Below are 23,202 nucleotides of genomic sequence, written 5' to 3'. Positions count from 1 at the left end.
GATCCGGTTCAACTCCCCGGGCACCGGCAACAGGTGTGAGGGATACGGCATGCGGCGTTCCGCCAACGGAAACTTTCTGCACTCACCGGTCAGTAGAGTCCGGGCATGAATGTCTACGAGGGTTCCGTGCGCTTCGCCGTGCTGGGGCCGGTCCGGGCATGGCGCGGCGAACGGGAACTGGATCTCGGCTCGCCGCAACAGCGGGCGGTGCTGGTGGCGTTGTTGCTGCGCCGGGGACGCCCGGTCACGCTCGACGAACTCCTGAACACCGTATGGGGCGAGGACCTCCCCACGGCCGCCGTGTCCGTCGTACGGACCTACGTGTCGCGGCTGCGGAAGGTGCTGGAGCCCGGGCGGGACGTGCCCGAGTCCGAGCGGGTGGTCGTCTCGGTCGGGGACGGATACCTGGCCCGGATCCCCGAAAGCGCCCTGGATCTGGCCGTGTTCGAGCGGCGCGTCGCGGAGGCGAAGAAGTTACGGGCCACCGGGCTGGTGTCCGACGCCGCGCAGTTGCTGCACACCGCGCTCGACGGCTGGCAGGGAGCGGCACTCGCCGGCGTCCCCGGCCCGCTGGCCGAGTCCGAGCGGAACCGGCTGGCCGAGGAACGGATGACCGTGCTGGAGGCCCGGCTGGACGCCGACCTCGAACTCGGGCGGCACGGCGAGGTGATCGCCGAACTGATCTCCCTGACCGGCACCCACCCTCTGCGGGAGCGGCTGTGCCGACTGCTCATGCTGGCGCTGTACCGGTCCGGCAGACAGGCCGAGGCGCTGGAGGCCTACCGGAGGGCTCGCACCACCCTGGCGGACGAGCTGGGCATCGACCCGGGCGCGCCCCTGAAGGACCTGCACGAGCGCATCCTCGCCGCCGACACCTCCCTCGACCTGGCCCCGTCCGCGCCGCCGGACCCGCCCGCGGAACCCGAACCCCCGGCCCACGAACGCCCCGTCCCCGCACACCCGGCCCGCCCGGCGCAACTGCCCGCCGACCTGCCCGCGTTCGTCGGCCGGAAAGCCGAACTCGACCGCGTCCGCGCCCTGTTGCCCGAGCACGCCGGTCCTCCATCCGCGGTCGTGATCAGCGCGATCGGCGGCATGGGCGGCATCGGCAAGACCACCCTGGCCGTGCACTGGGCGCACGAGATCGCCGACCGCTTCCCCGACGGGCAGCTCTACATCAACCTGCGCGGCTTCGATCCGACCGGTTCGGTCGTCGCGCCGGAGACGGCCATCCGGATCTTCCTCGACTCGCTCGGCGTCCCACCGATGCGCGTCCCCGCCGCCCTGGACGCCCAGACGGCGCTGTACCGCAGCATGCTCGCCGAGCGCCGGGTGCTGGTCCTGCTCGACAACGCCCGCGACGCCGGCCAGGTCCGGCCACTGCTGCCCGGTTCCCCCGGCTGCCTGGTCATCGTCACCAGCCGCAACCAGCTCACCGGCCTGGTCGTCGGCGAGGGAGCACACCCGCTGACCCTGGACGAGCTGACCCACGCCGAGGCGCACGACCTCCTCGTACGCCGCCTCGGCAGCGAACGGCCGGCGGCCGAGCCACAGGCGGCGGACGAGATCATCCGGCAGTGCGCCCGGCTGCCGTTGGCGCTCGCGATCGTCGCGGCCCACGCCACCGCGCACGCCGGCTTCCCGCTCAGCGCCATCGCCGAGGAACTCGCCGACAGCCACGGCAGCCTCGACGCCTTCGCCGGGGGCGACGACATCACCACCAACCTCCGGGCCGTCTTCTCCTGGTCGTACAAGGCGCTGTCCGCCCCGGCCGCCCGCCTGTTCCGGCAGCTGGGCCTGCACTTCGGACCCGACATCTCCGCGCCCGCCGCGGCGGCCCTCGCGGGACTCACTGCGCGGGAGACCAGCGGCCTGCTCGTCGAACTCACCCGCGCCCATCTGCTCACCGAGCACTTCCCCGGCCGCTACGCACAGCACGACCTGCTGCGCGTCTACGCCGCCGAACGCGTCCACGCCGAGGAGACACCGCAGGAGCGGGACCGGGCCGTCGAGCGGCTGCTCGCCTGGTATCTGCACACCGCGGACGCCGCCTACCCGCACCTCACCCCGCACCGCCGCCGGATACCCCTCGAACCACTGCCGGACCACTGCCGGCCGCTGGACTTCACGTCCTACGACGACGCCCTGAACTGGTGCGAGACCGAACTGAGCAACCTGGTCTGCGCGGTGCGCCGGGCCGCGAAGGACGGACGGCAACCGGGCATCGCCTGGCGACTGCCGGCCGTCCTGTGGGGCTTCTTCTACCTCCGCAGCCATCTGCACGCATGGCTGGACACCGCCGGCACGGGTCTGTCCGCCGCACGCGCCGCCGACGACCGCCAGGGAGAGGCCCGCGCCCTCGCCGACACGGCCGCCGCACTGCGCTGCTTCGGCCGGTACGACGAGGCCATCGACCACTATCACCAGGCCATGGCCGCCGCCCGGGACATCGGGGACATCGAGGCCAGAGTGTCGGCCGTGGCCAACCTGGGCGACGCCTACCTTCAGGCCGGCCGACTCGACAAGGCCGTCGAGTACGTTCGCAGGGGCCTGGTCCTCGACCGGGTCCTCGACAGCGCCTGGGGACAGGGCATCGCCCTGACCAACCTGGGTGACGCCTACCAGCGGCTCGGCCGTTACGACGAAGCCCTCGACTGCCTGGGGCAGGCGCTGACCGTCCTGCGCGCGAGCGACAACCACTGGGTCACCGGCGTCGCACTCGACATCCTCGGCACGGTCCACCACCGGCTCCACCGCCTCGACGCCGCCGCCGACCACTACGACCAGGCCCTTCAGACGCATCGGAAGGTCGGCAACCGGTGGGGTGAGGGCCACACCCTGAGCAATCTCGGTGACGCCCAACTGGCCGCGGGCCGCCCGGAAGCCGCGCGCGCCAGTTGGCGGCGGGCACTTGAGATCTTCGCGGAGTTCGAGCACCCGGACGCCGAGAAGGTCCGCGAGAAACTCGGCCGACCGGAGGACGGCTCCCACGGCTACCGGTCCGGGTCCGCGTCGCGGTAGGCACGCCCGCTCGCGTTCGCGGTCGTTCCGTCGTAGAGGCCGGTCGGGGCGGTCCGGGTGGACAGCGTGAACCAGGCGTAGCGCTCCACGAAGTCCAGGCCCTCCAACAAATCCGTCGACGACTCGATGAACCCGGTCTGCTCCTGCTCACTCGGGTAGCGGGGCGGGTTCCGGGAGAAGTCGATGAGGCCGTACTCGGTCAGCCAGATCGGCTTGTGGTAGCGGTCGTGGACGGCTTTCAGATAGCCGCGCAACTGGTTCGCGGCGTCGGGGCCGAAGTCACCGCCGTACCAGTGCAGGGGGATGAAGTCGACGCGCAACCCGCGTTCGGCCGCCCCCTGCATGAAGCGGTCCAGCCAGCCGCCGGCCACGTCGCCGCCGTGCGAGACGGCCGGGGCGCCCAGGCGCAGGCCGGTGGATTCCAGGCGGGGCCACAGGTCCAGGGCCTGTTCGGGGCTCATGGCGGACTGTTCGGGACGGTCGGGCTCGTTGAAGCCGAGCAGCGCCGAGCCCTGCTGGGCGGCCTGGCCCAGTTCGGCGTCGGTGACCGAGCCCGCTCCCCAGATCATCGGGACGTACTCGACCCCGTCCGGCTCGGCGACCGGGCCGGTGGAGGAAGCCCAGTTGAAGTACCAGTGCGCGCCGGAGTCGGTGAGCGCCTGGGCGGCGCCGTCGACGGGGTTGAGGCTGATGCCGCGGCGGGTCGAGGCTGCGGTGTCGCCGCCAGGGTCGTTAGGTGCGGGGGCGGGCGGGGCGGTCGTGCCGCCGGATCCGAAGGTGACGGTCATGCCCGTGCACTCGGTGCACTGGTACACGACCCTGTTCCCCGGCTCGGCGTCCTGCTTGGACCAGCCGTACGCCGTGGGGCACTTCTGGGCGATCATGTCGCTGTAGGCGGTCTTCGCGTCCCGGTTCGGATTGACGCACACCAGCGGCTCACCCGTGGCCGGGTCCTTCACCAAGTCGTCGGCCGGGCAGGCGGACAGCAACTCCTCGGCGCAGCCCGCCATCGCGCACTCGCCGGACTCGGGCACCGGCACGTTGTCGGGGGTGATGGTGATCGGTACGGAGACCGCGTTGACGTAGCTGACGTTGTACCAGGGGGCCAGGGCATCGGCCGGGTCGAAGTTGAACTCGGCGAGCCCGGTGGGCTGTTCACCCAGGGAACAGTGGTCGGCGTAGGGTCCGCAGTCGCCGACGGCGCAGTGGAACGTACTGCCCTCCTCGCCGCCGCAACCCTGGCGCGCGAAGAACTTGCCGCGCCAGTGCCCGGTGCCCGCGCGCTCGGGGACGGTGATGGTGGCGGACTGACCCGGGTCGAGCACCGGCAGTCCGGTGAGCGCGGCCGACCCGTCGGCGTTGACCGAACTGCCCACCCAGATACGGCTGTCCGTCCTGTTCCGGAAGGTCACGGTGTGATCGGCGGTGCCCGCGACGGCGGCCGGCTTGCCGTCGATGTCTCCGCTGTCGGAGCGGCCGACCTGGATCACGGCGGCGGTGCCCGTCACTGCGGCGATGACCAGCAGCAGGGCCAGCAGAAATGCCGTACGACCGCGCATGCGGCGCAGGGTGCGCATGGGAACGAGCCTCTCTGGTTCGTGGGTTGCGGTACGTCAGCGCGTTCGGGGCTGCTTCTTGGGTGCGGGGGAGGGGGGCCGGGAGGACGCCCCGACGTTCTCGGCACCGCGGGCCGACTGCCTCGCCGTGGCGACCTGATTCCGAAGGAGCAGCTGCCCCTCGCGGCCGAGCAGCGCGGGCGCGTCGGGCGGTCGGTCCGATGAGCGTGCCGGGCGCTCCCACCGCTCCCGCAGTGCCGCGAACTGCCGGGCGTCGTTGGCCATGATCCGGTCCCGGGCGGCGTCCATAGCCGCCTCGGGCGTGGGTTGGGGCTTGTCCCGCAGTGCCTCCCGATAGTGCGCCGCGACGGCGTACTTCGCGACCGTCGGAATGCTCTGAGGGGACCGCTCGAAAGCCGCCTTCAAGGTGTCGTCGCTCCTGACCAGGCGCAGCATCGCGTCCTCGAAGGCCATGCGCGAGTCCGGCGGCATCCGGTCGATCCGGCTTTCGAGGCGTGCTCGCTCCTGGTGCGCCGCGTTTTCGGAGGCGGACGGCTGCTGGGGCCCGGGCGGTGGCGTGTACGGCGCGGTCAGGGCGTACGACGGGTCCGGGCCGTTCGGCATGGGCGCGGCGGTCGACATCGGCGCCGCCGTCGACATGGGCTCCGTTGACTGCTGCTTGCCGGTGAAGCGGTCCCACAACCGGCGCAGTTCGTCCGCCAGTTCCGCCCAGAAGCGCTCCGCCTGCGCGGGGTGCTCCGCGTTGACGCGCCGCCCTTCCCGCATCGCCAGATCGGCCCTTGCCACGTCCCGCGCCAGCGCGGCTTCGGGGCGCTCCTTGGTCAACCGGTTCCTGGTCCGGGAAGCCGAGTTGTCATCCGCCACAGTGCCCCTCTCCCGCGAGTCGACGGCGCTGACACGAGCGACAACGGGCAGACCTGGGCGAGCGGTTCAACGCCTTGGGCGCCTCAGCCCGGATAAGGGTCCATCCCCGGCGCCTCCTTGGCCCGGTGAGCGCCGGGCTTGCAGCCCACGAAGGGGCCCGACGGGTCGCGCAGCGCGGCCATGACGTGGGTGAGGTGGTCGCGGTGCCAGGTCGCGGGCCCGGTGGCGCCGGAGCCGGGGCCGGTCAGCTCCTGCCAGGCCATCCACAGCCCGTACAGCTGCGCCACGGCCTCCGGGTGCTTCCACCAGCTGGAGCACCAGGGGGCGGTGGAGCCGACCTCCCTGCCGTACACCGGCAGCAGCAGGTGGCGTACCCACAGGGTCAGCCGATGCAGCCCGTCGTCGTACTCGGAGCCCTCCAGATACAGGATGAAGGCGGGCCCGTCGTCCTGCTGCGGCTCGGTCTGCTCCGGCGCGAGGGTCATGTAGGCACTCCGGGTTCCGTGTCGAGGTCGTCGTCGGCGGTACTACGTCCCCGACGTGCCCGCTGGTTCACCGGTGCTGAACCAGCGGGTGTGCGCGGGCCGTTGTGCGGGAGCCGGTGGCGCTCGGCCGCTCGGCGGAAGGGAACGCGCATGCCCGAACGGAACCCGGTCACCGATCCGGAGAAGGTGCAGTTCATCTGGTTCGGCGAGGAGATGAGCGACAACGCCAAGGCGGGACTGCGGGCACTGAGCCAGCGGTTCCCGAACTCGGCGAAGGAACTGGTGGTGATGCCCCGGCGCCCGCCCGGTGAGGCCGGACGGCAGCACGTGGAGCGGCTCCTCGACGGCTATCGGAACGAGGCGCAACAGCACGGCGTCGACGTACTGCACATCCGTGATCACACGGACCGGCTGGCTGCGGCCGTCGCGCCGAAGTACGGCAAGAAGACGCTCGACGACATCTTCAGCATGGAGATGGGCAACCAGGGTTACATCGCCGCGAAGGACCTGGCCACGTTCGCACTGCGGGGCACCGAGACCGGCCTGAGCGTCGACCTGTCCCACCACCACATGACGGACACCGAGTGGGACGCCGTGCAGCAGGACCGCGCGTTCTCCCAGGAAGCGGCGGCGCCGGTCGACTTCTCCACCGCCGAACTGAAGGTCGTCGACCTGTCGCACGGCGAGGACGCCAACATGCGGCATGTGCTGAACGCCAGTTTCATGGCGATGACACCGCACCATGGCGAAGCGGGGATCGACCCTCAGATGATGCCCCACCTCGATGTCTTCGCCATGTACACGCGGGCGGGTACGCGGGGGCAGGAGGTGGCGCAGGCGGCCGCGAACCAGTACATCGGCTATCTCGGCCAGATGTCCCAGGACGAAGTGCGCAAGGGCAACGTCAGCTTCCGCCCGAACGACGACAGTCAGCGATTCCGTCCCGACAGCATCAACCTCGCGGACGACAACCTGCTGGGCGCCAAGTACAACACCCAGGACCCGAGCCGCGGGGACATCATCGGCCGGATGGCCGTCAGCGCTCTCGCCGACGGCGTCCACCTCGTCTACGGCACGCCCACGACGCCGCCCGGAGGGACCCGGCAGGACATGCCGATGCTCCAGGTGGACCAGGCGACCTGGAAGGACGTCACCATGCAGGCGTTCCAGGTCGGCAACGTTCGGGTGCTGCCGCAACTGAGCCTGGGCAAGGACAACCAGAACAGCTGGCGAACGGCGCCGTCCGCCGACCCGAGCGATGTGACGGGGCTCGCGGCGGACCGGAACGTCACCCTCGTCCAGGTCAGCAACTACGGTGTCCGCGAGGCCGCCGCGCTGGGCATGGAGGGCCTGAACAAGCCCGCCCACCTCCCCTACGAAGTGCGCTACTCCACATCGGCGGACAACTCACCGCGACGCACCCCGAGCCCGACCGGCAGCGTGGACGTGGACCAACTCCGCCAGCAGGTAGCCGGGTTGACCATGCCCCGAACCCCGTCCCCGGAGCGCCCGGGCCTCACCGGCTCCGCCGCGAACCCTCCGGCGAAGCCGCCGGTGAAGCGATCGGCGACAGGACCGGCGATGAAGTAGCGGAACCGGAACCGGACCGCCGCCCTGCCCTCCGTCAGCCGGAGGTGGGGCGGCGGCCCGACTGACGCAACGTCACCTCTTCTTCCTGGCCCCTCCCGCCGACGCCCACTTCAGCCAGGCGGGCGGCTCCTTGTGCTGCCTGCCCCGGTGTTCGCGGTGTTCACGGCGCTCGGGATCCGCGCCCTGCCGCGACGACTCGGCGGGTGGATCGCTGGGGCGACGTTCGACCCGTTCCAACGGGGCTCCGCCGCTGTAATCCGAGGATCCCGTGCTTGGGGTCCGCTGGGCGTGGCTCTGCCCAGGGTTGTACGACTGGGTGCCGCTGACCGGAGAGGCGGGGTAGTTGCCGGCCGACGCCTGGTCCGCCAGTGCCTGCCGGACACTGCTCACCGAGATGTGGGCCGGGAAGTAGCCGCCCTGGGATGTCGTGGGAGCAGTCCCGGGCAGGTCTGTGGCCAGCTGGGACATGTCGTAGGCCGACGACTGGGGCATGTCGTACGCGGATGACCGGGCCATGTCGTACCCGGACGACGGGGGCATGGCGTACGGGGATTGCTCGGCCGACGCGGAGCGCTCCGGTGAGCTGGAGTCGCTGCCTCGGCGGTCCTGGTCCGTCTTCAGCTGGTCCAGCTTGTAGTCGAGCGTCGCGAGCGCCAGCAGATCCGCGCCCGACTGCGACCGGGCGCTCTCGGGCGTGCTCTGTCCGGGCCGCCCTGCCAGGGCCTCGCCGGAGGCCGTCCTGGAGAGCTGGTTGGTCACCACCCTGGAGAGCTGCTCCGGACTGGCCGTGAGCCGAGGGGGTGAGTCCGCGGTGGGGTCCGACAGGACGACTATGGTGTTGGGCTGGTCGAAGACCTGGTGGAAGTTCTCCAGGGTGTACTCGCCCGAAGAGCCGCTCGAAGCGCTGTCCGAGGAGTTGCCGGCCTCGGCCCGCTGTCGGTCGTGCCACCGGCCCTGCATGGTCCAGAAGTCCACGCCCCCGGCGCGTGGAAGGTTGTCGAAGGCCTGCTGCGAGCCCACGTCGAAACCCGCCACGGTCTGGAGCGTCCAGGTACGCGAATCGTTCCGGTCGCCGACGATGTTCATCACGTTGACCCGCAGGGGAGGGACGTCACCGGCCTCGATCCGCTCCAGCAGCCGCGGCCACTCCAGGCGGGTCAGCACACTGTTGTCGACGATGCCGTCCAGCACCACCGCCTTGACCGGGCCGTCCAGACCGTCGACGTAGTGGGTGGAGAAGTTCTCCCAGAGCTTGCCCATCGTGGGCGAGTCCGACCATCGCTCGAACCCGAAGTTCTTGCCGTCGAACAGCTTGCCCGGGACCGACGTCTCCAGAATCAGTCCCTTCGCGGCCGCCGCTCGCTTCGCCGCGGGCCCCGGTTCGGTCTTGGACCACAGGTAGCCGTGGCCGGCAGCCTCCGCCGCCTTGGCCGCTCGCGCATCGCGGAATCCCGAGTCGTTCCGGTGCTGGCGCCACCAGTCGGCCGGTACATGAAAAGCGTGTTTGCGATCGAACTGACCGATCAGATCGTTGACTTGCTGCTGGCCCACCCAATTCGCGTTGGGCGTGTGTCCCGCGGCGATCCAGCTTCCTTCGACCTGGAGCTGGTCGAGGTAGGCGTTGAGATTCCTCATGAACCTTTCGTCTTTGTGCAGGTTGTAGCGGCGCAGGCTACTGGTGAGATCGGCTCTGTCGCGGTCGAACTGTTGCTGGTTGAAGCCAGCCATACCGAGGCCTCCCGTTCGACGGTGTTGAGAGACCCAACGGCTCTGGATCCGAGGCTGGTTCAACCCCGGACCCCCTGAACCGCGCGTCGCACCCCAGGCGTTGTCCTGCCGAGAGCCGCCGCGCCTGAGGGACATGAAGGAGAGGCACCCATGAGGTTCATCCTGTACCAGGAAGGTCCGGAGTACGGGCGGACGCTGCGCCAGCTGACCCTGTGGGTCCACCATGTGCTGCTGCCGGTCTACGGCAGGGAGGTCAGCTCCACGGCCCCATGGTGTTCCGCCTGGTGGGAACACCCGGAGGCGGTCGCCCAGTTGCACGGGCTGTGGCTCGCCTGGGAGGAGCTGACCGACTCCGACTCCCCGGGCAGCGGCCCCGCCTCCTGGCACCGGGACTGTCTGGGCCCGGTCATGCTGAGCCTGCGGGACCCGGCCGGCCCCTTCGCCGGCTGCAAGCCCGGCGCCCACCGCGCGAAGGAGACTCCTCCCGTCGACGCGATGGACCCCTTCGGACCACCGCCCTCGGACCCGAAGGACTGAACCGCCGTTCGTACGAGGCCGTTGTGCCTGTCGAACCGGCGTCGTCGGGCGACCCGGCCGATGCCCCGCAATGGACAGGTACCGGAGGTCAGCACATGTCCGAACCGCAGAAGTCCGTTCCGCTTCCTCCGCGTGGGCTGCTGGCGCGGCGCCGGTCGGTGACCGACCCGGACGGGTCGACCGTACGACAGGACCCGCCGCCGGAGTCCGGTCGGGCGCCGCGGCCTCCCCAGGTGCCGCTGCCCGCCGGACTCCTTCCGTTGCCGCCGGGGTTCGAACCGGCGCCCGAGGTGGGTCAGGCGTCCGGCCGTACCACCCCCAGGATCTCCATCGACGCCACCGGTGACACGTACACCCATCGCCCGGGGCGCGGGGCCTGGATGACCTCGCCGTCGCCGATGTAGATCGCCACGTGGCTGGCGTCGTCGTAGTAGATGATCAGGTCGCCGGGGCGCATGCTCGCGACGGGGATCCTGGTGAGCTGCCGCCACTGTTCCTCGGAGGTGCGGGGGATGGTGACGCCCGCGTGCAGCCAGGCCTGGGAGGTCAGGCCGGAGCAGTCGAAGGAGTCGGGGCCCTCGGCACCCCAGACGTAGGGCTTGCCGAGCTGCTTGGTGGCGTAGGCGATGGCCCTGCGGCCGGCCGGGGTCGCCTCGGTGCCGACCTGGTCGAGGATGCCCGAGCGCTCCCACTCCGCCTGGGCCTCGTCGGCCTCCTTCTCCTCAAGTGCCGCCAGTCTCCTGCGCTGTTCCGCCTTCAGGCGTGACTCCACCTTCCGGGCGGCGGCGATGTTCTTCTCGATCGTCCTGCGCTCGGCCGCCATGGAGCGACGGTTCGCCCTGAGGCCGTCCAGTTCCTCCGAAGCGTCGTCCTTCCGGGTGCTCAGGTCCTCGCGGGTCTCGGCCAAAGCGGTCAGGACGCCCTGTGTGGACTGCTGGGCGCGGCGCGTCAAAGAGGCGTTGTCCAGGGCGGTTTCGGGGTCGCTGGACAGGACGAACTGCACCTCGGCGGGCATGCCGCCGGACCGGTACTGGGCGCGGGCCGCGGCCCCGGCCAGCGAGGTGAGGCGGCCCAGTTTCCGCTCGGCCGCCCTGACTTGGGAGGTGAGGGTGCGGACGCGTTTCTCCTGCTGGGTCACTTTCTCGTCGACGGCGTTGTACTTCTCCGTGGCGCGTTCGGCGTCGCGGTACAGGCGCCGGAGTTCGGCGCGTACCTCGGGGAGGGTCGAGGGCGTCCCGGGCTCTGCGTGGGCGGGCTGCTGGACCGTTCCTGTCAGGACGCAGGCCAGGGTGAGGGCCACCGCCGTCCGTCTTGTCTGGCTCATCCGGCCGAAGCTCCCTTCGTCATGGGTCGTTCGCACAACGCGCCCGCGCCGTCCGGCGGTTCAAGGCAGCTGAACCGGCCCGGACCGATGCCCGTTGTGCTGCCGAAGGGTGTGCAGGTGGACGGCGAAGGGGCTTGAATGGACGCGGAGTTGCTACTGCTGGCGCTGTGCACGGGGTGCGGCCTCGGCTTTCTGCTGCTGGCCCTGCGGGCTTCGCTGGCGGCGGTGCGACTGTGGCTGCGCGGACTGCGCGTGACGGGCGTGGTGGCGGCCCGTGCGGCGGCCGACCGGCGGCGCGGGGGCCTTGTGGTGTTCTCCGATCACCTCGGGCGGAACCTCGTCCTCGACCCCGGGCGGTACGGGCCGCTGTGCGGACTGCCGCCGATCGGCGGACACATCACGGTCGTCTACGCGCGGGCCCGGCCCACGGCGGCCCGGCTGTGGACGCTGCGGCATCTGTTGGCGCCGTCGTTCGGCTGGTTCGTGTCCTCGACGTTGAGCTTCGGCACGGGCGTCGTGGTGGGGTCATGAAGCCGGACGGGACCCTGCCGGTCCCCGACGAGCGCCTGGGCGAGCTCGATGTGCTGCGCGGCTTCGCCCTGTTCGGCATCCTGCTGGTCAACGCCCTGATGATGGCGGGACCCCACGCGGTGTTCGGCGGCGGGCCGGGGGCCTCGACGCTGGACCGGGCGGCGGCCTGGGCGGTGACCGCGCTGGTCTCCACCAAGTTCTATCTGCTGTTCTCCTTCCTGTTCGGCTACAGCTTCGTCCTCCAGGAGCGGTCCGCGCGGCGCGCGGGTGCCGCGTTCGCCCCTCGTCATCTGCGGCGCGCGGCAGGGCTGTTCGCGCTCGGGGTCGCCCACGCCGTGCTGCTGTATCCCGGCGACATCCTGATGATCTACGCGGTCCTGTCGCTGGTCCTGTACGGACTGCGCGGCCTCGCCCCGCGGACCGCCGTGCGCCTCGCCGCTGCTCTGGTCGTCGGCCTCGCGGTCGTCCTGTTCGGGTACGGGCTGCTGACCGTCGCGCTCGCCGAGCCCTTCACCCCCGGCCAGTACGTTCCTCAGGTCGCGGACTCCGTCGCCGCCCACCGCGGCGACGCACTGTCGGTCCTCGGCGCCCATCTGCGCGACCTGCCATCGGCGATCGGCGTCGATCTCCTGTACGCCCCCGACCTGTTGGCCGCTTTCCTGGCGGGGCTCGCGGCGGCCGGAACCCGGCTCGTGGAGCGGCGCGGCCGGGACCGGGCGTGGCTGCGCGGGATCGTCGTACGGTGGCTGCCGATCGGCCTGGCCGGTGGTGTGGCCACCGCGTGCTGCGCGAACTGGCCCATGGACAACCGATGGTTCTACGTCGGGCAGGCGGTGGCGGTCCTCACCGCACCGGCGCTGACGGCGTCGTACGCCTGCGGCCTGCTCCTGCTGCTGGATGCCGTGCGCCCGGCGGCGGTAGGCCTGCTCGCCGCCGCCGGGCGGATGGCGCTCACCCACTACCTCACCCAGTCGCTGGTCCTCGCCTGCGTGTTCACGGGCTACGGACTCGGCCTCTACGACCGGGTCGGCCCCGCCGCCGTCCTCGCGGGCTGTGTGCTGCTGTACGGTGCCCAACTCGCCGCAAGCGCCCACCTGATGAGGCGGATGCGATACGGCCCCGCCGAGCTGTTGCTGCGTACCGTCACCCTGGCGGGGCGTCCTACCGCTTCCCGAGGGTCACACCCGGCAGACGGCCTGCGGCCCGCTGGGTGATCGCGGCCGTCTCCGCCTTCGCCGCCGCCGAGATCGCCGCGGCGCCGGGCTCCTTGTACCAGGGGCGCAGCCGGATCAGGGCGGGCCGGACTCCGGTGGCGAGGAGGAGGGCGGTGCCCTTGGGCAGGGCTCGGATCTTGTCGGGCGGCAGGACGGCCTCCTGGCGGTAGGAGTACGAGCGTGAGGTGCCGTCCTTGCTGCGGGAGACGCTCGGGGTGCGGACATCGTGCTGGCCGACGAGGGTGGAGATCTTCTGCACGAAGTCGGCGTCGTCCAGGCCCGCGCCGAGCAGCTTGACGGTGGCCGCGCTCCACAGCGCGTCCATGCCGACCTCGCCCCACACCCGCGCGCCCTGCCGGTAACTCTGAAGCAGCGTCACGACGTTGATGCCCCGGGAGCCGAAGTGCGAGTAGAGGTCGGGCAGATCGGAGATCCGGCACACGTTGGCGGCCTCGTCCAGGACCGCGGTGAGCGGCGGGTCGAGCCTGCCGCCCATGCGTTCCGCGGCGACCACACCCGCCCGCATCGTCGCGTCGGCGAGGCCCGCGATGACCCCCGCCGCCGATCCGCCGCCGTCCTTGGACAGCAGATAGAGGGTGTCCGTGCCGAGAACGTGCTGATGGGGGAGGAACTCGGGCAGCTCGGGGTCGGGGGTGACCCAGGCGAGGATCTCCGGGTCGAGCAGACAGGACACGGTCTGGCGGGCCGTCTCGTAGATGCCGTCCCGCGTCTCCACGGCGCCGCGCACCGTGCCCTGCAACTGCTCGGCCATCGCGACGAGTTTCGCCTCACGCAGCAGGTCGATCGGGGTGCGGTCGGCAGGATCGGCGAGCCAGCCGAGCAACTCGACGACCGGTGCCTTGCCGCGGGCCGCGGCGAGGAACAGTGCGGTGAGGGTGTTCTGGGCGGCCGAGATCCAGAAGTCCTTCTTCGCGGTGTCGTCGTTGACGGACGCCACGAAGTGGCCGGCGAGGCGACGGGCGCCCTCGATGGTGTGGCACTCGCCGAGCAGGTCCCACCACATGGCGCGCGGGGAGTGGGCGATGCCCTGCGGGTCGAACGTCCAGACCGTGCCCGCCTGTTCACGCGCGGCGCGGGTGACGGCGTACACGTCCGACTTGTTGGAGGTGAGCAGGACGGCGCCCTGGGCGCGCAGCACCCGGGGGACGGCGATGCCGGTGGACTTGCCCGCCCGGGGTGCCATGAGGTCGAGTTCCACATCCTCGTAACTGCTGCGCAGTTCGGGGCCCTTGGGGTCGAGGTCGCCGAGGAGGTTGCCGGTCTCGTCCGGGCGGAGCTGTTCCCGCCCCTTGAGGCTCGGGCGCAGTTCACGGGCGCGGGCCTCGATGCCCTTGGGGCACATGGCGGCCAGCTCACGGCGCCCGGCCAGGCCCTTGGGACGGGACGCCCGCTCCACCAGGAACCGCACGGCCAGTGCGGCGGGTGCGGCGAGGAGCGCCAGCAGGGCGAGCATGCCCGCGTAGACGGCGGCGGCCGGTGCCGTGGGCCACAGCGCGGCCGGGCCGTCGGTGGTGAGGCGGGCGACGGTGGACATCGCGAAGGGCGGGGCGTGGAAACCGTTGCCGGTCAGACCGGAGCCCAGGGTGCCGCCGGACCAGACGACGGTGAACAGGGTGAGGCCGGTGCCGGCGAGCGCGACGATGGCCCACGGCAGTTGCTCGTGGTAGCCGCCTCCGGTGCGCGGGCCGCTCATGCGGTCCACCCCCCGTTCGCCCGGGACACGGCCTGTTCGACGCTCTCCTCGTTGGGGGTCCAGCGGGTGTTGGTGTTGTGCAGCCGTCGTTCGGCGTCGGTGATGGCGACCTTGATGGGGATTCCGGGCCGGCCGCCGACCTTGATGAGGAAGCGGCCACGCCCCGGCGGCTCCTCGTGCTCGCCGGAGACGCCCCAGCCCGGCGGCGAGGACCAGGACGACACCAGCTCGATCTCCCGCCGGGACAGCCCCACCACCTTGCCGAGTTCCTCCATCTCGGCCCGCGGCAGTCCGGCGCACACCACCATCCCGGCCCGCTCCACGAAGCCGCGCGCCTTGGCCCGGTCGGAGTCGGTGCCCAGGGCCTCGGCGTCCTTGAGGGTGTGCGTGATCTTGGCGTCGCCGAGGCCGAGGGAACGGTTGAGGCGGGTCAGCGCGTCGATGCGGTCGACGATGCCGGAGGCGGCGCGCAGCGGGCGCCACAGCTCGTCGAGCACGGTGAAGAACCAGCGCCGGGGCGCGAGTCCGGCGTCCGCGAGGGCGTGCGAGGCGGCCACCGTGCCGAGCCCGTCGGACCAGGCGGCGAGCATCGCGGCGGCGGTCAGCTGGGTGTCGGCCTCGCCGATACCGGAGATGTCGATGCACACGGCGGGCGCATTGGGGTTGATCCGGGTGGACGTCTCGGAGGCGAAGGTGTCGCCGAGCGGGCCGTCGAGGATGCCGAGCAGGGAGCGGTGCAGCGGGTCGACGGCGTCCCGGTAGCGGGTGTCGTCGCCGCGGTCCAGGGTGACCGCGCGGACCCGGTCGGGGCCCTCGGTGAGCACGCGCAGCAGATCGGGCAGCAGGACCGTGCCGCCCACCGGGGTGCGTTCGCGCAGATGGTGCAGGCAGGCGCTGAGCACCGACTGCTCGTGGTCGTCCATCGGACGGCCCCGCACGATGGTGATCAGCGCGGCGACCATGTTCAGCACCCGCCCGTGCGTCTCCGCCTTCAGCACCTCGCCCGCCTCGCCGCCGATCCGCGCCGCCGCCTCGCCCATGGCACCGGGATCCAGGACGTTGATGCCGCCCCGGCCCCGCCCGATGGAGATCACCTGACCGCCCAGCGCCCGTACGGTGTCGGCGTAGTCGGGCTTGAGGTCGCCGAGCACCAGCGGGACCACGCCGGTCGCGGCGAGCCCGATCAGCATCCGGTTGACGAGGGTGGACTTGCCCAGGCCCGGCATGCCGAGCATGAACAGCGAGGGGTTGGAGATGTAGCGGGCCCGGGTGAACCAGTTCAGCGGGTCGCCGCAGACCGTGGCGCCGGTGAACAGGTGCTGCCCGAGCGGCACGCCGGTCATGGGCGAGCCGGAACCTGCGGCGAACGGCCACATGCCGCACGCCTGCACAGTGGTGGCCCGCCACATGGTGGGCGGATCCATATAGCCGACGCGTCCGCCGCCGGGACCGAGCCAGCCACGGGGCGGGACGTACGGCTGCCTGGGGCGGGCCTTGTCGGCGTCCGCCTTCGGCTTCTTGCCCTTCCTGTCCTGCTTCCCGGGCTTCCCGGACGGCTGTGTCGAGACCGGGCCCCCGGCCAGCGCCTCGCGCGCCTGCTTCTCGGCCAGCCGGTCGGCCTGTTCGGCCTTCCGCTCCTCGCTCCGGCGACTCACAGCGCCTCCTGAAGCTCGTGCGGGATCAGGGTCTGCTCCCACGGGAGGATCCCGGCGGGCAGCGTGCAGGTGAACGCCGCCGCCTGCATCCGGTCGGCGGGCCGCATCAACACCCGGGATGCGGCGGTCAGGTTGCGGATCGTGACGCTCGCGTCGGCCAGTTCGGCGGCGCTGTCGACGGTGACCGTCAGCATCAGCGAGAACTCCACGAGCCCGGCGCCCGACGCCTCCTCGGCCGCGGTCTGTTCCGCCGCCCGCATCTCGGAGGCCGCGCGGGCCTGCACCATGCCGCGTCCGGACGTCGCCATGAACTGGGCGCTGCGCCGGTCCGCCTCGACGATCCGCGCCGAGGTGGCCGGGTCGATGGGCCGGTAGATCAGCGCGACCCGCTTGCGGCGGGTGCCGGGGGCCGCCTCCAGCATGCCCCTGAGCACCGAGGACCGGACCGTGCCGCGCGGCGCCAGGGTGAGCAGCCAGGTCCGTGACACCCCCGAGTCGTGCTGGTAGCTGTTCACCGTCTCGACGGCGGCGGCCGGTCCCGCGTCGTCCCACTCGAGGCCCGTTCCGCCGTACCGGGCGCGGGCGTCGAGCACGTCGGCGGCGACGGCGGGGTCGTAGGCGACCCGGACGACCTCGGCGATCCGCTCGGCGGAGAGCGGGTACGCCGAGCCGCCCCCGGCCGCGACGAGCCCGGCGAGCAGGCCCGGGACCCGGATCGCGAGGTCGGAGATGACATCCTCCGGCTTGCGCCGCTGGCCGGGCGGGACGCCGTAGGTGAGGGTGACGTAGGTGTGCATCTCGGAGGAGGCGGTCGGATAGCGCTCGACGACCTCCTCCATCACCGCGCGGGCGGCGGGCGGCGCGTCGGGATGGATGCGGGGCAGCACCTCGTGGGCGAGCCGGGTGCCCGGGTCGGGGGCGGTCTCCACGATCAGGGAGGCGCCGCGCAGCCCGGGTTCGTGCGCCAGCCGGGCCAGCCACTCGCCCCACAGCGCGACCCAGACGTCGACCTGGTCGGGGTCGACCAGGGCACCGCCGTCGGGGTCGCAGCCCAGGACGATCGTGTACAGGTTGCGGGCCGGGTGGTGCAGGACGCCGAAGGGCCGGTCGTAGGCGTCCCGGCCTTCCGTCGTGGTGACCTTGTTGAGCAGGCCCGGCGGACGGAACCGGCCGCCCGGCCGGGCGGACAGCGGTCCGGAGACATACAGATGCGACCCCTTGGCCTTACGGCGCCACCAGCCGACGCGCAGGGTCATCAACTGGTAGACGTTGCGCCCGTCCTGGGTGCGAATGGCGAGCGGAACCAGGAACACCACGACCGGGACCAGCACGATCAGCGCGGCGTACAGCGAGATCAGCGAGGCGAGCAGGGTGACGACCAGGCCGCCGAAGACACCGAAGGTGCCGACGAGACCAAGTGGCCCGAGCCCGGGCCGCCTTGGCCGGCGCCAGTTCCCGTAGGTCGGATGGGTGACGGCTTCCGTGGACATGAGGGTCCGGTTTCCCTTCGTGAAGTGATGGTGTTAGGGGGCAGCGGGGGGGGAGTGGGGCCGGTTCGAGGGTCGGCAAGACCGCCGAACTCCCTAGGGGGGGAAGCGGGAGTTCGGCGGTCGTTCGGAGGGCGGCGACGGGGCCTTCGCTACGAGGCTCCCGGCGCCGCCGGACCGGGTCAGCGGCCGGTGTTGTGACCCAGGTCGCCGTCGGCGCCGTCCACGGCGCCCGCCGCGGTGCTGCCGACGATCTGCGCGGCGGTGACCACCGCGGCGACCGCGGCACCGGCCGGCCCCCCGGCCGCGGCCGCCGCCCGGCCCGCCCCGGCGGCCGCTCCCGAGCCGCCACCGCCCGCACCGGCACCGGCGGCACCACCCCAGCCGGCGCCGTTGGAACCGTTCCCGCCCGCGGGCCCGCCCGGACCGGGGGCGCCGCCCTGCGAGCCGCCTCCCGAACTGCCCGCGCCGGACGGCCCCTTCGGACCGGCCGCCCCCGATTGACCACCGCTACCGCCGCTGCCGGCGGCCCCGCCCAGCGAGCGGGCGCCGGTCGCCAGCGCCCCGCCCGCCGCCGACAGCGCGCCGGAGACCGGGTTGCCGCCACCGAGGGCGGCGGTGGCGGGCACCACGAGCTTCAGCAGCGCGGGCAGCGAGACCGCGGACAGCAGCATCAGGCCGATACCGGCGATGCGTTCGTTGATGTCACCGCCCTGACCGCCCTGCGAGATCATCGCGGACCCCGAGTACAGCACCAGACCCGCCGCGGGCTTGTACAGCAGCCAGGCGATCATCCAGCCGATGTGCTTGCGCCACCAGCCCGCGCCCCAGTCGGTCATCGAGGCCGCGGCGGCCACCGGCAGGGTGCCGAGCAGCAGGATCATCACGCCGAGCCGGATGTACATCAGGATGGTGTGGATGATCCCGGAGATCAGCAGCAGGAAGGCCAGGACCAGCAGCAGGAACGACTCCACGTTGTCGCCGCTCTTGCAGGCACCGACATTGCTCAACTGCGCCTGGGCGCCCGCGTTGAAGAGGAACGTGGCGTAGTCGTCGGCGACGGCCGCCGCGGCCGTCACGACGGTGGTGGCCGCGCCCGAGACCAGGATGACCCGGAGGATGCCCTTCAAGGCGGTCACGCCCGCGGTACCCCGCCGTTCCAGGGCCATCCGGACCGAGGCGAAGATCAGCGAGCCGACCGCGAGGTAGACCACCAGCCACTGCGTCTGGCTGCCGACGTCCTTGGCGGTGGCCGTCCCCGTCAGGGTCGGCACTCCGGTGATCAGGGCTCCGAACACCGCGATCGCACCCGCGAGGATGGAGTTCGCGATCAGCTCGATGACCGTCCCGATGGGATTGCCGAGAAAGTCGAAGAAGCCCTTGATCAGGTCGATGACCGGATTCCCGGTCGGGCAGTTCATGTCAGTCCCCCCACAGGGTGTAGCCGCTGGTGTTGCCCTGGACGGCCGTCACCGGCGTGTGCAGGGAGCCGTCGCCGTTGGGCAGGACCTTCCAGTCACCGCCGCTCCAGCGCAGCACGATGGTGGTCGCCGCATAGCCCTGCGAGGTCCGCAGGAGCAGCTTCACGCTCGCGGCCGTGCTCTTGTACGACGTCACCGTGAAACCGGCGTACGTGGCGACCGCCGCGTCGCCGGTCTGCTCGCCGCTGTCGATGTCCTGGACGGTGGAACGCTGGAACTCGAACATGTCGCGTCCCGCCCCGGCGACGACCTGCTGCTCCGTGACGGTCCGCCAGCCGGAGCCGCTCATCTGCGACGGGATGACGTGGGCGGCCAGCACGGCGCCGATCGGCGTACGTGCGAAGCACCACCGCAGGGTCCCCGTCGTCCGGGTGGGCCCCGCCGAGGCGGACACCGGCACCCGCGTGATGCCGAGCGTGTCCCAGCTGACGTCATCCGGCGGGGCCTTGGGCAGCGCGTCGCCCGCGCTGTCGTCGGTGGCGCAGCCCTGGGGGCGGCCGTCGCGCGGGGCGGCGTCGCCGGAGAGCGGGCCGGCCGCCGCGGCGCGGGCCCGGTCCGTGCCGGTCTCCCCGCCGGACGTCAGCGCGACGATCCCGCCCAGCACCAGCACTACGGCGAGGAATCCCGCCGACAACTGCCAGCTGCGCTGCTTCCAGTACGGCTCCGGCTCGTCGGCCCACCGCTGTCTGCGTGTGAACATCTCGACCGCCCGCCGGCTCACGTGAAGACGAAGCTGACCAGCGGGCCCGCGGTGGCCACCAGGACACAACCGCCGAGCACCATGCCGAGCCGGCTCATGTGCTCCGAACTCTCGCCCCGCTTCAGGGAGATCGCCATCATGGCGCCGGTGATCAGCACCCCGGCGACACCGGCGGCGGTACCCGCCCAGGCGGCTATGCCGAGGACGGTGTTCACCTTGTCCTTCAGCTGGTCCGGGGCGTCACTGGTCGGCTGGGGCACGTCGCCGCCCGGCGCTGGCGCCGCGGCGAGGATGTTCTGGGCTTCGAGCAGCAGTGATGACATGCGGTTCTCCGAGGAGTAGGCGCCCTGCCTGAGCGGCGGGCGTGAGCGGAACTGGTGGTGCGTCGTGAGGTCTAGGGACCGAGGAGCGAGAGGTCGCCGAGGGCGGCGACGAGCGGACCGGCCGACGAGGCGACCAGACAGCCGAGGGTGACGAAGAAGATCCCGCGGAAGTGCGCGGCGCCCTCGCCGGGTTCGCCCCGGTTGAGCTGGATCGCCATGTTGATGCCGACGATCAGCAGGCCGGCCACTCCGGCGGCGGTGGCGCACCAGGCGAGGATGCCGAGAATCTCGCCGGCGCCCGCGGGCGGGCTGTAGGCGGCCAGGTTCACGACGCCGCCTCCTCTTTGTGCGCCTCGCTGCCCACCAGCTCGGCGAGCGAGACGAGTTGCCGGGGCATGGCCCTCGGGGTGGAGCCCAGGCGCCAGGCCGGAATCCACGGCACCCGGTGCACATGCGTGACCGAGCGCAGCACCCGGATCCGCCGCAGCAGACCGAGCGGCAGCCGGCCCGGGGCGTCGGCGACGAGGACCACGCCCAGCAGATCGAGCCCCTGCGGTGCGCGCCCCTCCTTCAGCGCGCCCAACGCCTGGGAGACGGACCGCAGTCCACGCGCGCTGGTCCGGCCGACCAGCACGATCCGCCGCGGTTCACCCCGAGTCGGCTGCGGCCACCGAACCCCGAGATCCACCCCACCGAGCGCCTCCACCAACGAGGTGGCCCCGGCCCCACCGTGCGCCTGAACCCACCCGACCTCGCTCCGGGACCGCCCACGCCCCGACACCCCTCGTCGCGGCTCGCCCCAGGAGGGCTCGGTGGGCGGGGTGGGGGTGGGGGCGGTACGGCGGGCCGGGGCGGCGGGAGGGGACACGGGGTCCGGGGTCCGAGGGACGGCTCGCCCGGTGGGGCGTACCGGGGTGGACGGGGAGGCGGTTGGTGTCGGGTGGTGGCCGCCGGGGCGTGCGGAGGAGGCCGGAGTCGAGGCGGAGTCGGGAGCGGGAGGTGCGTAGCCGTGGGGGTCGGGGGCCGGCGTCGTACCGGGTGTGCCGGCGGGGGCGGACTGCGGTGCCGGTCGGGGAGATTTCGGCCCCCGTACCCATCCGGACGGGCTCGACGGCGTTGCCGAAGGTGTGCCCATGTGTGCTCCGCCCCCCTCTTCGCTCGTGCTGCCACTGGTGCTCTGACTCATCTGGTTTCCACCGTTTTGAACTTATTTGCTCCGAGGCCCGTTTCGATCTGCCGAGCCCGTCGGCAGCACAACGGGCCGTCCGGCCAAAGCGGTTCAAGGCGAGGGGAAGAAGGCACGAGCTCATGGGTTCCGCAACGGGAGACACCCCGGAGGGCGGCACTTCGACAGCCGTCCGCAACACCGTCGCCGCCGGTACCGGCTGCGGCTGCCTGCTGTCGCCGGTCGCCCTGGTCGGCACCGTGATCATCGTGATCATCATCGGCGGGTTCGGCGTGCTGCTGGCCCCGCTCATCGCGCTGATCCTGCTGTTCAGCGGCGGCGGCAGCGACTCCGACAACCAGGCCACCGCGAACCAGGTGATCGCCTCCGTCCAGGGCGACGGCTCCGGCGAGCTGGACGCCTCGACGGTCCCCGAGGACCTGGTCGAGCCGATCGAGGACGCCGGTGAACTGTGCGGCACGATCGGCCCGATCGTCATCGCGTCCCAGATCGAGAAGGAGTCCGGCTTCGACGCGGCCAAGGCCGGCCCGGACGGCAAGCAGGGCATCTCGCAACTGCCGCCCGACATCTTCGAGCAGTACGGCGAGGACGACGACGACAACGACAAGACCTCCGCGCTGGACGCGGAGGACTCGATCATGGCGCAGGGCCGCTACATGTGCGACCTGGCCGAACAGGCCCAGCAGATGATCGACAACGGCGAGGTCGTCCAGACCGGCACCACCAACACCGTCCTGGACCTCGCCCTGGCCGGCTACCACCTCGGCATGGACGCCGTCCGAGCCGCCAAGGGCGTGCCGAACACCAACGACGCCCAGGGCTATGTCCTCGCCGTCCGCGCCCAGTTCGCCAAGTACGAGGGCATCGCCGCGCCCCCCGCCGGAGCGACCCCCGGCGTCACCCCCGGTTCCGCCTGACACGCCTGACATGGAGGACAGTGATGGACCGCTTCGAGGTGCACATCACCGAGGAAGAGCACGCCGAGATCGACGGACACCCCCTCGTCCCCGACCCGGGCCAGTCCGTGCACGACGCCGTACTGGACCGGCTTCAGCAGTACGCGCAGGAGCGCGCCGCCGCCGTGCTGGCCACGGTGAACGACGGCTCCGGTGCCGCCCACTTCGTCCTCCAGGTGAGTCCGGACGGTTCGAGCCGTGTCCTCGACGCCGAGGAGGAGCGACAAGAGCAACAGGAGCCCGTGTCCGCCGTGGCCACCGCGGTCGCCCGGGCCCGAGCCACCGCCGCGGCCCGCGCCGTCGTCCAGACCCCGGTCGTAGTCGCCGACCTCCCCACCGAGCACGCCGAACGCATCGGCCGTATCAACGAGTTGGCGACAAGCGGCCGCCTCGATGAGGCATACGCCGACGTCTGCGCGCTGCGCGAGAGCCTGACCGGATCACTCGGTGCCGAGCATCCGCACGCGCTGGAGGCCCGGTCGATGGAGGCGTATCTCGCGCATCTGCGCGGCGACCACCGGGAGGCCACCGTGCTCGCCCTGGGGGTGGCCCGGATCCGGTGCGGTGCCGGGGACGGGCAGGCGTCGGCGGAGGTGGCCCGCGCGGCGGCGGCCTGGCAGCGGATCGACGACGACCGGGCCGCCGTGGTGCACGGGCGTGAACTGCTTCACATGTGGGGCCAGTTGGACCGACGGGGCCAGCTGCCGCCCGGCGACGCCGCACTCGTGGGGCAGGTCCGCAGACATGTCGATGCCCTAGCGGCCTACGTCTGAGGCGCTTCTGGCCCTTCTGACCTGCGCGTCCATCGATCCGTACAACCGGCGTCAAA

At 71.9% G+C, this 23,202-nt stretch carries 20 protein-coding genes; 7 read left to right on the top strand and 13 right to left on the bottom strand.

Translation table 11 applies throughout. The features are described 5' to 3' along the window. The first annotated feature begins 105 nt into the window (after positions 1 to 105). Positions 106 to 3,021, top strand: a complete 2,916-nt coding sequence (locus tag BN159_RS06015; protein WP_015656028.1) for an AfsR/SARP family transcriptional regulator — start codon at positions 106 to 108, stop codon at positions 3,019 to 3,021. Here the strand turns inward: BN159_RS06015 and BN159_RS06010 are convergent. From BN159_RS06010 to BN159_RS06000, 3 genes are all read right to left on the bottom strand, one after another. Next, positions 2,994 to 4,598, bottom strand: coding sequence for a glycosyl hydrolase (locus BN159_RS06010; RefSeq protein WP_015656027.1), 1,605 nt, complete (start codon positions 4,596 to 4,598; stop codon positions 2,994 to 2,996). The two genes, BN159_RS06015 and BN159_RS06010, sit on opposite strands and share 28 nt — an antisense overlap. 36 nt (positions 4,599 to 4,634) lie before the next feature. After that, the gene (locus BN159_RS06005; protein WP_041818862.1) at positions 4,635 to 5,423 is read right to left on the bottom strand and encodes a hypothetical protein; all 789 of its coding nucleotides are present in this window, start codon (positions 5,421 to 5,423) and stop codon (positions 4,635 to 4,637) included. 122 nt (positions 5,424 to 5,545) lie between these two features. Then, on the bottom strand, positions 5,546 to 5,947 hold the full coding sequence (locus tag BN159_RS06000) for a DUF4913 domain-containing protein (protein ID WP_015656025.1): 402 nt from the start codon (positions 5,945 to 5,947) through the stop codon (positions 5,546 to 5,548). A gap of 150 nt (positions 5,948 to 6,097) precedes the next feature. Here BN159_RS06000 and BN159_RS05995 point away from each other — a divergent pair, with 150 nt between their 5' ends. After that, the gene (locus BN159_RS05995) at positions 6,098 to 7,537 is read left to right on the top strand and encodes a hypothetical protein (RefSeq protein ID WP_015656024.1); all 1,440 of its coding nucleotides are present in this window, start codon (positions 6,098 to 6,100) and stop codon (positions 7,535 to 7,537) included. Between the two features lie 72 nt (positions 7,538 to 7,609). Here the strand turns inward: BN159_RS05995 and BN159_RS05990 are convergent, their stop codons facing one another. Continuing rightward, positions 7,610 to 9,265 carry a hypothetical protein gene (locus tag BN159_RS05990; RefSeq protein ID WP_015656023.1) on the bottom strand — a complete coding sequence of 552 codons (1,656 nt, stop codon included), beginning with the start codon at positions 9,263 to 9,265 and terminating at the stop codon, positions 7,610 to 7,612. 150 nt (positions 9,266 to 9,415) lie between these two features. Between BN159_RS05990 and BN159_RS05985 the strand changes: the two genes are divergently transcribed. Continuing rightward, entirely contained in the window at positions 9,416 to 9,802 is a 387-nt protein-coding gene (locus BN159_RS05985; RefSeq protein WP_015656022.1) for a DUF4913 domain-containing protein, read from the top strand. 295 nt (positions 9,803 to 10,097) lie between these two features. Here BN159_RS05985 and BN159_RS05980 read toward each other — a convergent pair whose 3' ends face one another. Next, complete coding sequence (locus BN159_RS05980) at positions 10,098 to 11,126, bottom strand: C40 family peptidase (protein WP_015656020.1); 1,029 nt, start codon at positions 11,124 to 11,126, stop codon at positions 10,098 to 10,100. A gap of 138 nt (positions 11,127 to 11,264) precedes the next feature. On the opposite strand from BN159_RS05980, the gene BN159_RS05975 reads away from it, so the two are divergent. Further along, a complete protein-coding gene (locus BN159_RS05975) occupies positions 11,265 to 11,657 on the top strand; it encodes a hypothetical protein (protein WP_015656019.1) in 393 nt (130 codons plus the stop codon). Beyond that, positions 11,654 to 12,871, top strand: coding sequence for a DUF418 domain-containing protein (locus BN159_RS05970; protein WP_015656018.1), 1,218 nt, complete (start codon positions 11,654 to 11,656; stop codon positions 12,869 to 12,871). Before BN159_RS05975 ends, BN159_RS05970 begins: the two co-directional genes overlap by 4 nt. Here the strand turns inward: BN159_RS05970 and BN159_RS05965 are convergent. From BN159_RS05965 to BN159_RS05930, 8 genes are all read right to left on the bottom strand, one after another. After that, entirely contained in the window at positions 12,819 to 14,585 is a 1,767-nt protein-coding gene (locus tag BN159_RS05965) for a type IV secretory system conjugative DNA transfer family protein (RefSeq protein ID WP_015656017.1), read from the bottom strand. The genes BN159_RS05970 and BN159_RS05965 overlap by 53 nt on opposite strands. Further along, complete coding sequence (locus BN159_RS05960) at positions 14,582 to 16,009, bottom strand: ATP/GTP-binding protein (protein WP_408055038.1); 1,428 nt, start codon at positions 16,007 to 16,009, stop codon at positions 14,582 to 14,584. The genes BN159_RS05965 and BN159_RS05960 overlap by 4 nt, the downstream gene beginning before the upstream one ends. A gap of 227 nt (positions 16,010 to 16,236) precedes the next feature. After that, positions 16,237 to 17,730 carry an SCO6880 family protein gene (locus BN159_RS05955; RefSeq protein ID WP_015656015.1) on the bottom strand — a complete coding sequence of 498 codons (1,494 nt, stop codon included), beginning with the start codon at positions 17,728 to 17,730 and terminating at the stop codon, positions 16,237 to 16,239. A gap of 179 nt (positions 17,731 to 17,909) precedes the next feature. After that, complete coding sequence (locus tag BN159_RS45660; RefSeq protein ID WP_015656014.1) at positions 17,910 to 19,148, bottom strand: hypothetical protein; 1,239 nt, start codon at positions 19,146 to 19,148, stop codon at positions 17,910 to 17,912. Between the two features lies 1 nt (position 19,149). Beyond that, complete coding sequence (locus BN159_RS45655) at positions 19,150 to 19,908, bottom strand: hypothetical protein (protein ID WP_015656013.1); 759 nt, start codon at positions 19,906 to 19,908, stop codon at positions 19,150 to 19,152. A gap of 17 nt (positions 19,909 to 19,925) precedes the next feature. Next, positions 19,926 to 20,231, bottom strand: a complete 306-nt coding sequence (locus BN159_RS05940) for a hypothetical protein (protein WP_015656012.1) — start codon at positions 20,229 to 20,231, stop codon at positions 19,926 to 19,928. 71 nt (positions 20,232 to 20,302) lie between these two features. Then, positions 20,303 to 20,560, bottom strand: coding sequence for a hypothetical protein (locus BN159_RS05935; RefSeq protein ID WP_015656011.1), 258 nt, complete (start codon positions 20,558 to 20,560; stop codon positions 20,303 to 20,305). Next, positions 20,557 to 21,099 (bottom strand): hypothetical protein, encoded by a 543-nt coding sequence (locus tag BN159_RS05930; RefSeq protein ID WP_231905576.1) that lies wholly within the window; start codon positions 21,097 to 21,099, stop codon positions 20,557 to 20,559. The genes BN159_RS05935 and BN159_RS05930 overlap by 4 nt, the downstream gene beginning before the upstream one ends. 440 nt (positions 21,100 to 21,539) lie before the next feature. Between BN159_RS05930 and BN159_RS05925 the strand changes: the two genes are divergently transcribed. Together BN159_RS05925 and BN159_RS45650 are read left to right on the top strand one after the other, a co-directional pair. Next, positions 21,540 to 22,334, top strand: a complete 795-nt coding sequence (locus tag BN159_RS05925; protein WP_015656009.1) for a transglycosylase SLT domain-containing protein — start codon at positions 21,540 to 21,542, stop codon at positions 22,332 to 22,334. 23 nt (positions 22,335 to 22,357) lie between these two features. Further along, the gene (locus tag BN159_RS45650) at positions 22,358 to 23,146 is read left to right on the top strand and encodes a hypothetical protein (protein WP_015656008.1); all 789 of its coding nucleotides are present in this window, start codon (positions 22,358 to 22,360) and stop codon (positions 23,144 to 23,146) included. The last annotated feature ends 56 nt before the right edge of the window (positions 23,147 to 23,202 follow it).

Source organism: Streptomyces davaonensis JCM 4913 (assembly GCF_000349325.1).
In the GTDB taxonomy this organism is placed as follows: Bacteria; Actinomycetota; Actinomycetes; order Streptomycetales; family Streptomycetaceae; genus Streptomyces; species Streptomyces davaonensis.
The sequence above is the reverse complement of the archived record's forward strand: the minus strand, read 5'-3'. Positions and strand labels throughout refer to the sequence as shown.

Excerpts from the sequence above, each read along its gene's own strand:
- BN159_RS06015 (WP_015656028.1), top strand. The coding sequence starts at position 106 with ATGAATGTCTACGAGGGTTCCGTGCGCTTCGCCGTGCTGGGGCCGGTC.
- BN159_RS06010 (WP_015656027.1), bottom strand. The coding sequence starts at position 4,598 with ATGCGCACCCTGCGCCGCATGCGCGGTCGTACGGCATTTCTGCTGGCC.
- BN159_RS06000 (WP_015656025.1), bottom strand. The coding sequence starts at position 5,947 with ATGACCCTCGCGCCGGAGCAGACCGAGCCGCAGCAGGACGACGGGCCC.
- BN159_RS05995 (WP_015656024.1), top strand. The coding sequence starts at position 6,098 with ATGCCCGAACGGAACCCGGTCACCGATCCGGAGAAGGTGCAGTTCATC.
- BN159_RS05990 (WP_015656023.1), bottom strand. The coding sequence starts at position 9,265 with ATGGCTGGCTTCAACCAGCAACAGTTCGACCGCGACAGAGCCGATCTC.
- BN159_RS05985 (WP_015656022.1), top strand. The coding sequence starts at position 9,416 with ATGAGGTTCATCCTGTACCAGGAAGGTCCGGAGTACGGGCGGACGCTG.
- BN159_RS05980 (WP_015656020.1), bottom strand. The coding sequence starts at position 11,126 with ATGAGCCAGACAAGACGGACGGCGGTGGCCCTCACCCTGGCCTGCGTC.
- BN159_RS05975 (WP_015656019.1), top strand. The coding sequence starts at position 11,265 with ATGGACGCGGAGTTGCTACTGCTGGCGCTGTGCACGGGGTGCGGCCTC.
- BN159_RS05970 (WP_015656018.1), top strand. The coding sequence starts at position 11,654 with ATGAAGCCGGACGGGACCCTGCCGGTCCCCGACGAGCGCCTGGGCGAG.
- BN159_RS05965 (WP_015656017.1), bottom strand. The coding sequence starts at position 14,585 with ATGAGCGGCCCGCGCACCGGAGGCGGCTACCACGAGCAACTGCCGTGG.
- BN159_RS05960 (WP_408055038.1), bottom strand. The coding sequence starts at position 16,009 with ATGGATCCGCCCACCATGTGGCGGGCCACCACTGTGCAGGCGTGCGGC.
- BN159_RS05955 (WP_015656015.1), bottom strand. The coding sequence starts at position 17,730 with ATGTCCACGGAAGCCGTCACCCATCCGACCTACGGGAACTGGCGCCGG.
- BN159_RS45660 (WP_015656014.1), bottom strand. The coding sequence starts at position 19,148 with ATGAACTGCCCGACCGGGAATCCGGTCATCGACCTGATCAAGGGCTTC.
- BN159_RS45655 (WP_015656013.1), bottom strand. The coding sequence starts at position 19,908 with ATGTTCACACGCAGACAGCGGTGGGCCGACGAGCCGGAGCCGTACTGG.
- BN159_RS05940 (WP_015656012.1), bottom strand. The coding sequence starts at position 20,231 with ATGTCATCACTGCTGCTCGAAGCCCAGAACATCCTCGCCGCGGCGCCA.
- BN159_RS05925 (WP_015656009.1), top strand. The coding sequence starts at position 21,540 with ATGGGTTCCGCAACGGGAGACACCCCGGAGGGCGGCACTTCGACAGCC.
- BN159_RS45650 (WP_015656008.1), top strand. The coding sequence starts at position 22,358 with ATGGACCGCTTCGAGGTGCACATCACCGAGGAAGAGCACGCCGAGATC.